The 15,474-nt window shown below is 67.2% G+C and carries 13 protein-coding genes and 1 pseudogene; 6 read left to right on the forward strand and 8 right to left on the reverse strand.

From position 1 onward, the window contains the following. Nucleotides 1-2: 2 nt before the first annotated feature. The 5 genes from mads5 to BLU81_RS23885 form a co-directional block, all read right to left on the reverse strand. A complete protein-coding gene (mads5, locus tag BLU81_RS23865) occupies nucleotides 3-1,409 on the reverse strand; it encodes a methylation-associated defense system restriction endonuclease subunit S MAD5 (RefSeq protein WP_092546703.1) in 1,407 nt (468 codons plus the stop codon). After that, a complete protein-coding gene (mads4, locus tag BLU81_RS23870) occupies nucleotides 1,406-2,035 on the reverse strand; it encodes a methylation-associated defense system protein MAD4 (protein ID WP_092546704.1) in 630 nt (209 codons plus the stop codon). Before mads4 ends, mads5 begins: the two co-directional genes overlap by 4 nt. Nucleotides 2,036-2,057: 22 nt before the next feature. After that, nucleotides 2,058-3,347, reverse strand: a complete 1,290-nt coding sequence (mads3, locus tag BLU81_RS23875) for a methylation-associated defense system AAA family ATPase MAD3 (protein WP_092546705.1) — start codon at nucleotides 3,345-3,347, stop codon at nucleotides 2,058-2,060. After that, complete coding sequence (gene mads2, locus BLU81_RS23880; RefSeq protein ID WP_092546706.1) at nucleotides 3,344-5,479, reverse strand: methylation-associated defense system DNA methyltransferase MAD2; 2,136 nt, start codon at nucleotides 5,477-5,479, stop codon at nucleotides 3,344-3,346. Before mads2 ends, mads3 begins: the two co-directional genes overlap by 4 nt. A 179-nt stretch (nucleotides 5,480-5,658) precedes the next feature. Then, nucleotides 5,659-6,255, reverse strand: coding sequence for a hypothetical protein (locus BLU81_RS23885; protein WP_092546707.1), 597 nt, complete (start codon nucleotides 6,253-6,255; stop codon nucleotides 5,659-5,661). Nucleotides 6,256-6,752: 497 nt separating this feature from the next. On the opposite strand from BLU81_RS23885, the pseudogene BLU81_RS23890 reads away from it, so the two are divergent. The 5 genes and pseudogenes from BLU81_RS23890 (at nucleotide 6,753) to BLU81_RS23910 (ending at nucleotide 11,281) form a co-directional block, all read left to right on the forward strand. Next, nucleotides 6,753-9,209: pseudogene (locus tag BLU81_RS23890) on the forward strand (FtsK/SpoIIIE domain-containing protein). 56 nt (nucleotides 9,210-9,265) lie between these two features. After that, a complete protein-coding gene (locus BLU81_RS23895) occupies nucleotides 9,266-9,526 on the forward strand; it encodes a hypothetical protein (RefSeq protein ID WP_157751770.1) in 261 nt (86 codons plus the stop codon). 355 nt (nucleotides 9,527-9,881) lie between these two features. After that, nucleotides 9,882-10,331: a hypothetical protein gene (locus BLU81_RS23900; RefSeq protein ID WP_157751771.1), complete on the forward strand. Its 450-nt coding sequence runs from the start codon at nucleotides 9,882-9,884 to the stop codon at nucleotides 10,329-10,331. A 22-nt stretch (nucleotides 10,332-10,353) separates the two neighbouring features. Continuing rightward, nucleotides 10,354-10,776 (forward strand): hypothetical protein, encoded by a 423-nt coding sequence (locus BLU81_RS23905; RefSeq protein ID WP_092546710.1) that lies wholly within the window; start codon nucleotides 10,354-10,356, stop codon nucleotides 10,774-10,776. Nucleotides 10,777-10,786: 10 nt separating this feature from the next. After that, on the forward strand, nucleotides 10,787-11,281 hold the full coding sequence (locus tag BLU81_RS23910; RefSeq protein ID WP_092546711.1) for an NUDIX hydrolase: 495 nt from the start codon (nucleotides 10,787-10,789) through the stop codon (nucleotides 11,279-11,281). Nucleotides 11,282-11,311: 30 nt separating this feature from the next. Here the strand turns inward: BLU81_RS23910 and BLU81_RS23915 are convergent, their stop codons facing one another. The 3 genes from BLU81_RS23915 to BLU81_RS23925 form a co-directional block, all read right to left on the reverse strand. Continuing rightward, nucleotides 11,312-12,709: a serine hydrolase domain-containing protein gene (locus tag BLU81_RS23915; RefSeq protein WP_157751772.1), complete on the reverse strand. Its 1,398-nt coding sequence runs from the start codon at nucleotides 12,707-12,709 to the stop codon at nucleotides 11,312-11,314. A gap of 86 nt (nucleotides 12,710-12,795) precedes the next feature. Then, the gene (locus BLU81_RS23920; RefSeq protein WP_092546713.1) at nucleotides 12,796-13,473 is read right to left on the reverse strand and encodes a response regulator; all 678 of its coding nucleotides are present in this window, start codon (nucleotides 13,471-13,473) and stop codon (nucleotides 12,796-12,798) included. Next, the gene (locus BLU81_RS23925; protein ID WP_092546714.1) at nucleotides 13,470-14,807 is read right to left on the reverse strand and encodes a sensor histidine kinase; all 1,338 of its coding nucleotides are present in this window, start codon (nucleotides 14,805-14,807) and stop codon (nucleotides 13,470-13,472) included. The genes BLU81_RS23920 and BLU81_RS23925 overlap by 4 nt, the downstream gene beginning before the upstream one ends. A 227-nt stretch (nucleotides 14,808-15,034) precedes the next feature. On the opposite strand from BLU81_RS23925, the gene BLU81_RS23930 reads away from it, so the two are divergent. Next, nucleotides 15,035-15,463: a DUF1707 SHOCT-like domain-containing protein gene (locus BLU81_RS23930; RefSeq protein ID WP_092546715.1), complete on the forward strand. Its 429-nt coding sequence runs from the start codon at nucleotides 15,035-15,037 to the stop codon at nucleotides 15,461-15,463. Nucleotides 15,464-15,474 lie beyond the last annotated feature (11 nt).

The following is a 15,474-nucleotide window of genomic DNA, read 5'->3' on the forward strand; positions in this document are numbered from 1 at the left end:
CGCTACCGAGCCGCCTCTCGCACCGCTGCATCCAGCAGAGCAAATGCCTGGTCCTCTTTCTTATCAGCCTCGTCCCGAGCCCGATACGCCGCCCTCACCGTCCCCGCAATCCGCTCCCGATCCTCCGCCGTGCACATCGGCACCGGCAGCATGGCCCGCATCCTCGGATGAATGTCCTGCTGCTTTCCGCCGACGCTCATCGAGCGTAGTGACCGGAATGCTGGCTCTGACCGCAAGAAGGCGTACAAGTAGGCGCCCGGAAAGTCCGGATTTCCCGATACGACGCGAAGAAAGTGTTGCGTGTAGACAGAATCTAGCCAGCTACCAGTTACAAAGATCGGCCGACAGAAGACTTCGCTCTCACCAAGCGTTCCTTGAGCCGCGATCAAGACGGTTTCATCGACGGCAAAGACCCCTTTGGGGGCGCGCCGAGTGTCGATCCATCTTCCTTCAGGTCGGAGCCAGAATCCCTGCCGCTGGCCGATCAGTCGAGCACCGTTCCCCGGATCACTGTCAATTCGCTTGAAGCGAGCACCCGAATCGAGCGACCCTCCATTGCAAATCTTTCCCAGCTCGAGATGCGGAACACATCTCAGCGCATCAAGAATGCGTCGCGCACGAGGCGAAAAACTAAGTGCTCTGATGCTCTCCGAGCTTAAGTCATTGACGCTAAAGTCGATATCGCGGGGTTGGTCGTGCCAATTTTCTTCGAGCAGTTCCGAGAGTCCCGCCGAGTTGAAGAGGTCTGCGGTAGCGGCGGCAACCCCCTCCTCGAATCGTTGCCTGTCGTTCATCGCTTGCCGGATCAGGTCATCGATCCTCAGTTCCGCCGATTCGCCGATCCGAGGCACCGGTATGTCAGTGATGTGGCTCGGCTCGATGTGGCGCACACTCGTGCCGTAAATGCCACCCTTGATCATGGAGACACCGAGTGGGCCTGCAAGGAATGTGTAAAGGTAACCGGCCGGAATCTTCTGCTCGTTCGGCACCACCCGCATGACATGCTGGCTGCAGGCACTTCCAGCCATGCTTAAACGTGAATATGTGACCCGTCCGGCAGTCATTCCGGAACATGTAATAAGGGTCCAGCCAGGTTTGATCAGGAGCCGAGGATTCGCCGCAGCCGATTTCTTCGTTATCATTGGAGGGCGAGGAAGGTCGGCTTCAAAGATGTCGGCGCTACCCAGAAAAGGAACGCCGTGGTCGGAGCTGTTGGTCCATTGCCGTCGAAATCGGCCAGCATTAAAAATACCGGCAGTCACCTCATGCAACGGTTCGGTGAGCGGAAGTCGTTCGAGTGACATCCGAATCGAATAGGCCTCAGAGACGAATGGTCCGGCATCGAGACGGGAGCCCTGTTCGGCGAGCCAGCTGGCGCGTACCGGGTTGTCGAGGGCAGCGATTTTCACAGGGTCTCCTCGGGAAACCAGTCACGCAACGTGTCGCGGAGTTGAAGGAAAGCACCATCGGTGCAGTTGCGGACCGACACCCGGCCGGCCACGCGGCGGAAGACCGCCTTCGACGGGTCGGCGCGATGCCGGCGGCGCAGGTACTCCAGGGCCTTCTTCGGGTCGGCCGGTTTGGCCTGGCCGACCGGCCAATGCCCGCTCGTGGCGAGGAGCTGCCGAAAGTTCGGTGGGCAGCCGAGCGCGGGGGCCAGACTCGGGTTGTCCTGCCAGACCCACGCCTCCAGTTCGGGGTCGAGCACGATCACCGCGTACTCGTCCCATTCCTGGCCGACATTCTTAGCGATCCGGTCGCGGATCTTCTTGACCCCTGGGCTACCTTCCCAGTCGTTGTCGAGCATCACCACGGCGTGCCGGTGGGTGGTGGCGTAGGGTCGCAGCAACTGATGTGCGAGGCCGTACACCTCCGGGTCACGCCGGGAGGCGACGACGATGTCGGTCGGCTCGACGGTGAATCGGCCACAGCCGAGCTTGAGGTGCGCCTTCTGCTCACCTACGAACCCACGGACCATCTGTTCCATCGAACCGTCGGCGACTAGAAAGACGACGTCACGCTTGCTGGCTGGCATGACTCCCCTGGGTGAAAGGCCGTCACGAGAGGACTCCGGCGGCGAAGAGCGTACCGATATCGATGTTTCCTTGCCATTCCCGCAGTTGAGGATGCTCGTTTCCGGGGATGACGGTGACCGCGCCGTCGGCGCCGATCCGAGCGGCGAGAACATCGTGCAGGTCGGTGTTGGCCAGCACGATGGGCGACTGGGTGGAGACCAGGACCTGTGCGTCATATATCGAACCGAGTGACTGCACCACGGTTTCGATGGCTCGCGGGTGGATGCCGTTCTCCGGTTCCTCCGTGGCGAGCAGTCGCGGTATCGCCGAGGTCGGCAGGTAGGGCAGCAGCGACAACGCGAGAATCCGCAGGGTTCCTTCGGAGAGCCCGGACGAGGTCACCCGGTATCCGCCGACGTACTCGACCACGAAGTAGGCGTAGTGGTCCTCCTCGCGTTCCACGGCGGTGATGTCGGCGACCTGCGGCAGTGCGGTCCGGACGTGGTCCACCCAGAATCGGTATCGGTCCGGGTCGGACTGTTGCAGGTGGAGGGCCAGCCATGGGGTGTTGCGTCCGTCCGGCAGGAGCCGAACAGGATCACCGGGTGGCGCCGCCTCACGCAGGCCGTCCCAGTCCGGGTCGTAGAACACGACCCCCTCCCGCAGCAACTGGCCGAGCCAGAGCGCCGCAGGGAACAGGCCCGGATCGGCGAGGACCGCGCCGAGCGCCAGCTGGCCCGGCGGCACCCGCAGTTCCGGGATGCGCGGCCCGCGGGTCGTGGTCTCGACCCAGAATCGGGTGCTCTCGCCAGCCCCGGGCCGGCGGATGATCGCCTGCCCGTTCTTCGTGCGCTTCTGCACTATCGAGGCACCCTGCAGCGGAACTCCCGGCTCCGGCCGGTGCCCTCGGTCGGAGAAAAGGAACAGATATTCCTCCACGACCCGCAGTTCGTAGCTGAACACCTCGAGGCGCACTTCGTACCGAAGGTGGGTGGGGGTTTGATCGGCAAGGGACGCGGTGCTGCGGCCCGCCATCTGGTTCTCGATGTCGGCAGGCAATCGGGCCTCTATCGAGAACATGAGCGAGTCGCCGCGGCCCTGGTGCAGCAGCTCGGTCAGGGTCCGCGCTCGCGGCGAGCGCCGTGCGGCCTGGGGCCGCAGGAACGCGTCGGCCGCCCGCTGCTGACCGAGCAGGTCACCGAGCAACACCGGGATGTCGAGCAGTGTGGTCTTTCCCGCACCGTTACCGCCGGCCAGCACGTGGTACCGGCCGTAGTCCACGCTCAGCCGCGGAAAACAGCGATACCCGTAGGCCTCGACGCGGGTGATCATCGGGTTTCCCCGGGTTCCGGGTGCTGTTTGCGGAACTCCCGGTATCGCTCGGCGATCACCGGCAGGTCGTTGTCGATGGCCTTCTCCCGGCGGGTGATCCGCCGAACCGTCTGGACTCCGTTGCGCCGGACGTTCTCCACGTACTCCCTGGGTTCGGTGATCACCTCGCCGTCCGGGCGCCGCTTGTACACCGGGTTTCCGCGCCGGTCGAACCCGACTTTCTCGGCCACGGCCATGAAGACCGGGTAGTCGAGCTGCTGACCGAGGTTGGCCGCCCGGCGTTCCCGGTCCGTCTTGCGCTTGAGGAACAGCAGTGACGTCAGGATGTTGACGTTCGCATCGTGCACGAACGTCTCGACCGGCAGCTCGATGCTGGCCAGCACCCAGCAGTTGTCTAGGATCCAGCGCCGGATTCCCTCGTCGGACGGGCCGGGGTTGGAAAGGATACCGTTGGGCAAGACGATGCCGAGCTTGCCGCTCGGTTTGACCCACTCCACGGCGCGCTGGATGAACAGCTGCTCCGGAGACATGGCCGAAACCCGGCCGCCCGGTGTGGCCTCGACGGCACCGGTCTCTTTGTTTCGCGACCAGGGCTGGGCGACGCCGTCCCGGTAGTGGTTCAGAACGTCTTGGTCCTCGATCTTGATATCGGTGCCGAAGGGAGGGTTCGTCATTAGGATGTCGACGACAGGTCTGGCGGTCGGATCTCCGATGGGGGCCAGCGGCAGTCGGGTCCGGGCCTCTGCCACACCGGACAGGTGCCCGTGGGGGAAGGCCAGCGAATCCATGTAGAAGACGTTGCCCGTCACGCCGGTGAGGAGCATGACACTCATACTGGTGGCCCGAACCAGGAAGGGGTCGAAGTCCGCCCCGTACAGATGATTTTCGACGTACGCCGCGAGCCGTTCCCGGTGGGTCTCGAGCTGTTCCTCGGTGTCCGGCAGCCCGGTGGTGCCTTCCTCGGCCTGCCACTTCTTGAGCAGGTGACGCAGAGTTTCGCGGAGGAATCCTCCGGTGCCACAGGCCGGATCGAACACGACATCGTTCTCTTGTGGGTCGAGGATCTCGACCATGAGTTCGACGGCACCCCGCGGCGTGAAATACTGACCTCGGTCGCCGCGCAGGTTGATGCCCACGAGCTCCTGGTAGGCGATGCCCTTCACGTCGATGTCGGTGGCGGCCAGGTCGTAAGAGGACAGCTCGCCGACGATGAAGGCCAGCGCTCTGTTAGACATCGTGATTTCGTCACGCTCGGTGAAGTTCTTGTACTTCTTCTTCACGTCCGCGAACAACGCCTTCACCCGATCGCTGATCGCCTCACGCCCGGCATCGTCGAACGGCTCGTTCGGCAATGCGTAGAAGCGGCGCGGGATACCGAGCCGCCGGCTCTCCAGCTCGTCGTACACCTTGGCGAAGATGACATAGAGGAACTGCCAGAACGCCGCATCCTTGGGCAGTCCTTCGTTGCCGTGCACGAAGTTGTGACAGCGCCGGAACGCCGTCTTGAGCATCGCGGCCTCGCCCCGGCGTAGCCGGACCGCCGAGCCGAAGGTGCCACTCAAACTGTCATGGCTGAGCGGCCAGTCCGCCCGCGGGTCGAACTTGACGCCGAAGTTGGTGGACTCACGATGCAGGAAGAAGAAGTCGAGGCCGTTGGTCCACATGCCGAACTGCGCGTTCGGCGTCTGAGGCTGGCCCAGCAGGTCTTGCAGCTCGTCGAGATCCTTCTGTGCCTGCGTGAAGGTGCGGATCTTCGTTACGGCACGGCCGCCCTTGGGCTCCGGCTTGCACACTACGACTCGCTCCAGGTTTTCCAGCGAGTGCGTGCTACCCGGCTTGAAAACGGCGATGTCCGCCCTCTTCGTGCTCCTGCGGCGGCCGTCGGCTGACACGGGAATGGGGAAGTCACGTTCCATGTCGTCGACGGAGATGCCGTACTCCAGGAAGAGCGCGCGGGCGATCCGCTGCCGGACCCCCTCGTTTCCCCGTTCCTTGATACGCAGGTCGGTGATGTAGTCGACGATCTCGTCCTCGGCCAGCGCCTCGCTGTCGTCCGCGGGATCGACGTCGATACCTTCAGCTACGTCGTCCTCGAGGTCGAAAAGCGTGTCTACGCCGTTGTCGTCCGTCATCGCTCTGCGCTCAGCCCTTCTCCGCATTCCCGTCGCGGCACGCTTCGTGGTGATCTCCGTGCCGGCCGTGCCGGAATACTACGGGTTGGGACCGACATCGCTGAGCACAGCGTCCAATCATCTGGAGGATTCGGGACAGTAACGTCAACTGAACAGGAAAGGTGCACTTGCCCGATGACCTACAACTCCCCGGTGAGCCACATCCATGCATACATCTTGTCGCCTGCGAGGTCGTGATCGACAACCGCGGTGACTTGGTCGCTCGGTAGTGGGTACGCCACGCCACTCCGGCTGGTCGAGAACATGCTGGCGAACAGCTGCGCATCATTACCGTGCTCACGCAGAGCCTTCACCACTCCCGCATACTCGGCGGCGACCACATCACGCAGCGCCTCGATCGTCTGCTCGCCGTCGGAGTACGTGCCGTTGTCGACTTCCATACCTTCCCGCTCGACGAGCTGTCCCAGCGTGAACGGATCGATGAGCGGGGCCGGGCCGATCTGGTCGCCGTCGACCTTGTAGCGCCAGTCATCAGGCGACCCTTCGCCGAAGGCTCGGGCGCAGAAGTCCAGGTAGAAAGCACTGACAGCGAGGGCGCGGAGAAGGCAATACGTGCGCTCGATCTCGGAGGCGTACGTGGTCAATCCGTGCGCACCAAGGACGCCCCATGCGTACTCCGCCCAGGACACCTCGGAACCGTCGGACCACGTGGAGATCATCGGCGCGACGACAGCCTTGACCTCGTCCCACTCCAGCCGCTCGATCTCGTCGCTCATGTGCTCCCGCCCTGCAGATCGGGGCCACTCCGTCGGAGTGACCAGATGGAACTTCCACATAGGACTATCAGACGGATCGGGCAGCGGCCACCCCGCTGTGGCAGATGCGCCCTGAGAGTGAGCCGCACGAACAATAGGGTCCCGGTCGGCGCCAGCAGTCGCGACGAGCAAGCGATTGCCATCGACGCCATGGCGAAAGCGAATACAGCTGTGAACGGCACGCAAGGATCGCCCGCCTGAGCAGCCGGCAATCACACATCGACACTGAGGAGTGACGAGGCGTACATGCATCCGATAGGGTGACGCCCGGTTGATGCCGCATCGCTACGGGGAGGGCCGCGAGGGGCACTATCGCGCAGTTTCTTGGGCGGGCGGTGGACTTGCATCGGCAGGCATCGTCGTTGCTGCTTGACGCGGAGGCGGCGGTCGGCGGGCTGGAGGATGACCAGTTCTCGGGTGCGGCAGCCGACGGTGAACTGCGGCGGCTGGTAGTTCAGTTGCAGGTCATTGCGCAGGCCGGGCTGCCGGGCTGGCTCGGCCTGCCGCTCGATGGTTCGATCGTCGGCCGTCCGTTGGGTCGTGACGCACAGCAGGGTGGTGCGCTGTTTCTGCGGGTCGGTGATGCGGAGCCGATCCGCAACAGCGTGTTCTGGGCGGCTGCGCCGTTCGTTGGTGCCGGTCATCTGGCGATCGACACCGATGCCCGCGACCGGACCGTAGCGGCATGGCTCCGCGGGATTCTGGTGCGCACGATCGCGGCGTTGCCGGAGGGCACGCTGCGGGTGCTGCCCGTGGACGGGGCGATGCTCGGCGCGGTGTTCACCGAGTTCCGGCCGCTGATCGACGCGGAGGCGTGGGCGGTCCCGGCCACGACTCTCGCCGGGCTGCGTGCCATTTTCGACGAGGCGGAGCAGCAGATCACTGCGGTGCAAGCCGGTGACCTGGCGGCACCGCCGGTGCTGCTGATCGCGGTCGCGGCGCTGCCGTCCGGGCACGGACGTGCCGAGTGGGCGCGGCTGGCGGCGATTGCTCACGCCGGCCCGGCCGCGCGGGTGCATCTGCTTCTCGCGGGCTGGCCGCCCACGCTCTTGCACGGCGACGGCCCGCCGCGGCTTGACCACACGACGATCCTGAGTGCGGCGGGGGACGGCTGATGGACGATGTCGGAGCCCTCGGGACCGTATCGGTTGTCGGCTGACGGCAGCGGCCTGGCTGCGCCGATCCGGCTGGACGCCGGTGCGAGCGAGGACGTGACTGCTGAGGTCTGTCGTCGGGCGGCGGCCACTGCGGTGGTGGCCCGGCGTACCGACTTCACCTCGCTGATGCCCGAGCGGATCTGGCAGGAATCGTCGGCGGCCGGGCTGCGGGCGGTGGTGGGTCGTGACGGGCGAGTTCCGTACGAGCTGGTGTTGGACGACGCGACACCGCACATGCTGCTCGCCGGCCGTTCCGGCGCAGGTAAGACGAACCTGCTGTTGATCCTGCTGTATGCGCTGGCGTCGCGGTACTCCCCGGATGAACTCGGCCTGTACCTGCTCGACTTCAAGGAAGGCGTGTCGTTCGTCGAGTTCACGCCCACCGTGAAGGACCCGTCCTGGATTCCGCACGCACGGACCGTGGGCATCGAGTCCGACCGCGAATACGGGCTCGCCGTCCTGCAAGCGTTGACCCGGGAGATGAACCGGCGCGCGGCGGCGCTCAAAGCGGCCGGGGTGACCAAGCTGGCCGACCTGCGTGCCAGCTCGGACGTGGCGCTGCCGCGCCTGGTCGTCGTGATCGACGAGTTCCAGGTGCTCTTCGGCGCCAACGACACCCTTGCCCGGGACGCGGTCGCCGCGCTGGAGGACCTCGCCCGCAAAGGCCGCTCCTACGGTATCCATCTGATCCTGGCGTCGCAGACTCTGTCCGGGATCGAGGCGTTGTACACGAAGAAGGACTCGATCTTCGGGCAGTTCCCGCTGCGGATCGCGCTGCCCGGCGGCTCCGGCATCCTCGAATCCGGCAACGCCGCCGCCGACGGCCTCCCGGTCGGCTCGGCGGTAGTCAACGCCGCTGGTGGAGTCGAGCAGGCCAACCGGGTCGTCCGGTTTCCGGAAGCCGACCCGGCCTCGCTCGCCGCGCAGCGCCACACACTCTGGCAAGGCCGATCGCCGCTCAACGAGCCACCTGCGGTGTTCGCCGGCTACGCCGAGCACCACATCGACGACGATCCGCTTTACCGTGCGCTCACCCCGCAGGTCCGCCGCCGTCAAGCCCTCGTCGGCCGGGCCATCGACGTCGGCCTGCCCACGGTCGGCTTCGCGATGGACGCGGTACCCGGCCGGCACCTGGCAGTCCTTGGCACCTCCACCATCGGCGCGGACGTCCTGCATGCCGCCGCCGCGAGTCTGGCCAGCCAGCACGAGCCCGGCACGGCACGTTTCGTGATCGCCAGCTTCGCCGCCGTGGCTGATCAGGTCGTCGATGACCTGGTCGCCGTCCTCACCACTGCCGGGCATGATTGCACTGAGGCCGACGGCGGTACGGTCCGCGCGATCCTCGCTGACCTGGCCACCTCTGCGCCTGGCAAGCCGACGTATCTGGTGGCGTTCGCCGCTGAAGTCATCGTGCCGCTGCTTAACGATCGCGGCCCGGACCGCCGCACCGGCCTCGACGATCTGCGGACGGTATTGCGGCAAGGGCCAGGTAACGGCGTCCACGTGCTGAGCTGGTGGCGCGTCGCCCGCCGCTTCTCCGACGCCATCGGAGGCTCCGCCGGACGCGAAGACGTCGCCTGCCTGGTCGCGCTCAACGTGCCCGGCAGCGAGCTGTCCTCGCTGCTCGGCGACCACACCTTGGCCTGGCAGCCCCGACCGAATCGGGCCCTGCTGCTCGACCGGCACGACCAACGACAACGGCTCATCGTGCCGTTCGTGCGCCCGGGTCGCCACGACGAGATCACCGAACCGATGTGAGCTCGCGGCTGTAGACCCCTACGCCACTACTACGCAGCGAACAGGAGGACACGGGGATGTCCGCAATCGATGAGGTGGTCGCCTCCTTGCAAGGGGTGATCGACGAACTCAACGACACCAGCAACGCCGCCAACGCCGCAGCCACCAAGACCGACGAAGCCGTGAACCAGGCCGTCGCCCTCGGAGCCACTGCCACCGTCGCCGGACTCAGCGCGGTCAAGGAGAGCATCGAGAAACTCTCGCAACAGGTGCACGGCACGATCGACATCGCCAACGACACCATCAGCCAGGCCAGGGCTGTCGCCGACGGTACTTGAAGAGTCGGCGACAGCCATGGCAAGGGTCCGCCGGCGGTAACGGATCAACCGAGGGTTCGAAGCGCGGTGCCGCCGGTGCAGGCTGCAAGTGTTGCGCCGCCGATCCGCCCCAAGAGCCGAGTCCAACGTGACACTGATGCGGTCGACAACGACGATCCGCCGCCACCGCGACGCGACCGCGTAAGTTCGGAGGCTATCGGATTCTGGGCAACGGCCAGCGCTGCTTCGCGGCCACCGTTGCCGAGTTCATGCCAGTCACGGCCAAGGCCGTGGCCGGTTCCGTCCTGGGCGCCTTCGCCGCAGTCGGGGCCGGCGAAGGCCTGGCGGAACATACGACGCGAACGAAGGAACCAGAGTGAAGATCGATGAACGCGTGGAAGCCTTGACTCGGTCGGCGATCGATGCCGCAGTCAAGCGCAACTTCGGCAAGCTGGAAGCGGCCCTCCAGGCTTTCCCCGACGACGATGCCGCCCGGGGGAGTGTCGAGCTGGCACTGGCGGTCACCAGCTTCGTTCTGTACGAGGTGTACGCGGGCAAGCCCACCCCGGAGCAGACCCGGGTGGTAGCTGTCGACCTCGTCGAGATGGAGAAGTGGGCCGAACCCACCGTGGACGAGGTTGACGGCTTTCTCAGCCGGCTCCTGAACGGGCAGGCTTTCGCGCCCACGATTCCCGCACAGGACGTCATTGTCCTCGCCTTCATCGTGACGGCCCACCTCCTTTCGTCCTTCCGAAAGGGTGACGAGCATTGGTGGGACTTCCTAGACCTGGCCGAGACCGCGATCGAAGCGGCACCGGAGCGGTGATGCCGACCGAGGAGGCCTGGCGATGAGATGGGCCGAGTACACCGAGTCGGCCAGTCGCCTCGCCGATGCTCGCGACCAGGAGGCGGCGCGTACAGCCCAGGTTCAGCAGCGCGCCGCCGCTGGCCGCGCCGGGGTGGAGAAACTCAAGTGCCGGTTGAGCGTCCAAGGTGATCACCTACTCGGTCTGTCTCAGCGGCTACGGGAGCCGCATCCTTCGTTCGGCGGTGTGGCACGGACTGGGCTACCCGACCCCGACGAAGCGCTTCGGCATGCGTGGGAGGCGGTCGACCAAGCCGACGTCGAGGCTCGGCGGGCCGAAGAACGCGGCCTGCGTCCGGCTCTCTTCCCCACCGTGTCCCCCACCGGTCGCAACGTCCTGGTCTATTCGCTGGTATCCGAGGCCAGGTCTCCGGCATTGCCCCGCGCTCTTGGCGACGGGACCTAGGCTCGGCGGCGTGCCAGCTTCCGAATACGTGACCGCCCTGCGCGGCAAGGTCGGCTCCGGTCTCGTCATGTTCCCGTCGGTGTCCGCGGTGATCTTCAACGACCGCGACGAGATCCTGCTGCACCAGCGCAGCGACACCGCCGCATGGACCCTGATCGCCGGGATGATGGACCCCGGCGAACAGCCGGCCGACACCCTGGTCCGCGAGGTCGAGGAGGAGACCTCGATCCGGGTGGAGATCCAGCGCCTGGCCGGGGTGGCCCTACACGAGGTCACCTACCCGAACGGCGACCTCTGCCACATGGTCAACACCTGGTTCCGCTGCCGTCCGGTGAGCGGCGAGGCCCGGGTGAACGACAGCGAATCCCTGGCCGTCGCCTGGTTCCCGCTGACCGGCCTGCCGGACCTGTCCCCGTACGCCCTGCACCGGATCCACACCGCCCGGCCGGTCGAGGCCGCTCCGTGGTTCGCGTCCCCGGGCGAGGACATGATCCCCGGCTGGTGACCGCCCTTCCGACGGTGCCGGGTCTGGTTGTCAGGCCACTCGCACGTAGACGCGAAGACCGATATGCAGGCCGGGGCGTCCGTCGGGCAGCCGCGTGAAGGTGGCCGGATGCCACCGATGCCCGCCGGGCTCCCGGTAGAGCAGCAGGTCCGGACCGGCGGCCACGGTCTCGTACTCGCCTCCCGCCGCCGGCATGACCTCACGGAGCGGCCCCCTCGCGGCCCACCGCAAGCCGGGCGCACCGTTCCGATCCAGGACCTCGTTCTCGTAGTCGTGCCCGCGGTAGACGCCCGTGTGCCGCCGGATGTCGAAGACGGCCGGGTCTCCGGGAGGTCGCAGCGGTGCGGGCATGGCGACCCCGGCGAGTGCGCTGAAGATCTCGCTGTACAGGGCGCGGTAGAGGTCACGTGCTGGACCACCGTTGGTGAGTAGCACCACGGCGAGCCGCTGCGACGGGAGCAGCCGGAGGAAAGCGGTCTGCCCGATGGTGTCGCCGTCGTGGCCGACCAGCGGGTGCCCTTCCCAGGTCTTGCGGAACCAGGTCAGCCCGAGAGCATCGTTCTCGCCGTCGTGGAACGGCAGTTCGGTCCGCACGGACCGCATCTCCCGGACCAGGTCGGCCGGCATGAGACTCCGGCCGTCGGAAGCGTGTCCGTCGTCGAGATGGAACCGGGCGAAGGCGAGAACGTCACGTGCGGTGGCCACGATTCCGCCTGCCGGGCCGTTCGATCGCGGCAGCCCCCAGCGAGCGGCGGGCTGGAGTGTGCCGTCCGGCTGGCGTTCGTGCCCCATGGCCGCGCTGTGGAGAAGCGCTTCCTCCGGGAGGGTCATGGTCCGGTCGAGGCCCATCGGTGTGAACACCAGCTCACGCATCGCCCTGTCCCAAGACTTACCGGTGACCTGCTCGATGATCCGCCCGAGAACGGTGTAACCGGAGTTGCAGTAGGAGAAGCTCATCCCCGGCGGTAGAAGCGGGGCGACGGTGGCCAGCCCGTCGACGAAGCGTTCAAGGCAGTCGTCTCCCCTGCCGGTATCAGTGAACAGGTCTCCGGCTATACCGCTGGTGTGGGTGAGCAGGTTCCGCACCGTGATCCGCTGGGCCCCGTCGTGCGCCAGCCGCAGTGTCGGTGAAATGGCGGACAGCGGCTTGTCCAGATCCAGATTTCCGTCAGCGACCAGGCGCAACACTGCGGTGGCGGTGTAGACCTTCGTGATCGAGCCGATCTGGAAGACCGTGTCGGTGTGCACCGGATCGCCCGAACGCACATTGGTCACACCGAACGCGGCGTCGACCACGTCCTCACCCTGCAGAATTCCGAGAACCGCACCGGTCACCCCGTGTTCGGCGGCAAGCACGGACAGCCGCTGCCGCCAGTGCACAGAATCCAACGACGACACCTGCTGTGGTGGATGGTTCATCTCAGCCATGTGGACATTGAAGTGTGCTGCTCTCGTTTTCATCAACAACTGTGGCGTTGCCGACCGCGACGGCGCGGCAGCCGGATCGCCGGGGGTCAGCCGGCCAGCCAGCCGGGGCGGATCAGGCCGGCCTCGTAGGCGTAGACGACCAGTTGGGCGCGGTCCCGGGCGGCCAGTTTGATCATGGTGCGGCTGACGTGGGTCTTCGCGGTGGCCGGGCTGATCACCAGCCGGGCGGCGATCTCGTCGTTGGACAGGCCCTCGGCGACCAGCGTCATCACCTCGCGTTCACGGTCGGTGAGTTGGTCCAGTTCGCGTGGCGGCTCCGGGGGACGGCCGTGCGCCGCAGCGGTCACGAACGAGCCGATCACCCGTCGCGTCACGCTCGGCGACAGCAGCGCGTCACCGGCGGCGACCGCCCGGATCCCGCGTAGCAGGTCCACCGGCTCGGTGTCCTTGACCAGGAACCCGGACGCCCCGGACCGCAGCGCCTCGAACACGTACTCGTCCAGTTCGAACGTGGTCAGGATGACGACCCGGGTGGCCGCCAGCGCCGGTTCGGCGGCGATCCGCCGGGTGGCCTCCAGCCCGTCCACGCCGGGCATCCGGATGTCCATCAGCACCACATCGGGCCGGGCCGCCCGGACCACCTCCACGGCTCGCAGCCCGTCCCCGGCCTCGCCCACCACGTCGATGTCCGGTTCGGCGTCGAGCAGCGCCCGGAACCCGGCCCGCACCAGCGCCTGGTCGTCAGCCAGCACCACCGAGATCATCGTCTCTCCTCCACCGTCGACCACACCGTCTCATCCTCGCCGCCGCCCACCGGAGAGCCCGCTGCGGGGACCGGCGGGGCGGGCAGTGTCGCGGTGACCCGGAAGCCGCCGCCCGGCTGTGGCGCGGCACTGAACCGGCCGCCGAGGCTCTCGGCACGGGCCCGCATGCCGGTGATGCCGTTGCCGTCACCGGGACCGGCGGTGGAACCGGCGGGTGAGCCCGTGTCGGTGACCGTCAGGGTCAGCGCCGACGGCTGGTAGGCGAGTTCCACCACCACCTCCGGTGACGGCCCGGCGTGCCTGCGAACATTGGTGAGGGCCTCCTGCACTATCCGGTAGGCGGCCCGGTCGACCTCCGGCGGCAGCGGCCTCGGGCTGCCGCCGACGCGGGTGGTCACCGGGAATCCGGCGTCGGTGGTCAGGTCGCTCAGCCGGGCCAGCCCGAGAGCGGGTTGCCGGGGCGCCGCCTCTCCCTCGGTGCGGAGCACCCCCAGCACCGACCGGACCTCGCGTAACGCCTCAGCGCTCGCGCTCTTGATCGCGGTCAGCGCCTCCCGGGCCTGCTCCGGCCGGTTGTCCATCAGGTGCAGGCCGACACCCGCCTGCACGTTGATCAGGGACAGGTGGTGACCGAGGACGTCGTGCAGCTCCCGGGCCATCCGCAGGCGCTCCTCGGACTCCTGCCGGCGTTTCTGCTCGGCCCGCGCCCGCTGCTGCTCCTCGCGGGCCCGGGTCAGGGCGGACACCCGCTCGCCGTGCGCCTTCGACACGGTGCCGAGCACCACGGTCCCGGCGAGAGCGACCGCGGCCAGCACTACTTCCCGCAGGTCGGGGCGCAGGCTGTGGTCCAGACCGAGGAGATCGGCCAGGACCACGGTCACCAGCACATAGGTGGCCCAGGCCACCGCCGCGGCGATCCCGGCGGCCGTCCTTCGGCCCAGTTTCGCCAGGTGGAACAGGGCTATGCCAGGGGCGACCGCGTACATCCAGTGCGGGGCACTGCCGGTCGCGACGACGAGCGACGCCACTGCGGCCACCGCGAACACCACGACCGGGAACCGCCGCCGCCAGAGCAGCGCGATCGGCCCGATCAGCAGCAGCGCGTAGACCGGCGGGTTGAGCGGCAGATGAGCGGCGCCCCGCTCGGCCAGCTCACGCATGGCGGCGAGGTGGAAGAGCCCCGCCACGATGGCCGCGCCCGGTGGCCAGCCGGTGTGGCGGGCACGCCCGCGGCGCTGCCAGGGTGGGCCGAACACCGGCTCAGCCGGGTCCGCAGCACGCCACCGCGCCGCCCGGCTGTCAGTCCACGGGGTGTACCGGCCTGAACGCCTCATGGCCCGAAGTTACGTCACCCATACCGGCCCGGGCATCGGAGCAGGGAATGGTCTTGCAGTACACCCACGGGATGATCCGACGTGGACCCGGTACTCCCCCGGGCGTACCGGAACGGTCTCCGACAGCCCGGACTGCGCCGGGCGGATGCCTCCCCGGGCGGACGCGCACGGCACCGGAAGAGCCGACTCTGGTGTGTGCAGAGCACCGACCCGAAGGAGCACACACCATGCACCCCACGACGACGACCCGGCTGCGCACGTCCGACGCCGAGCGGGAGGAGATCGCCGAGATCCTGCGGGCCGCCATGGCCGAGGGCCGCCTGGATCTGGCCGAGGGCGAGGAGCGACTGACCGCCGCGTACGCCGCGAAGTTCGGTGACGAACTCACCGGGCTCACCGCCGACCTGCCGCACGGAGGCCGCCGGGCGCTGGCTCACACTCCGGGCGCGCGGGCCGCGACACGCCGGTGGCTGTTTCGTCATGCCAGTTTCATCCTGATCGCCGCCGGTGTCCTCACCGGGCTGTGGATGCTCTCCGGGGCCACGTTCTTCTGGCCGGCGATTCCGCTGACTTTCCTGGTCATCGGCTTCTTCAAGCATCTGCGGTACGGCCGGTGGCGCCCGGAGTACTCCTTCGGGCACGGCCACCGGCATTGATCGGCGACTGT

The organism is Actinoplanes derwentensis, assembly GCF_900104725.1.
Classification (GTDB): Bacteria; Actinomycetota; Actinomycetes; order Mycobacteriales; family Micromonosporaceae; genus Actinoplanes; species Actinoplanes derwentensis.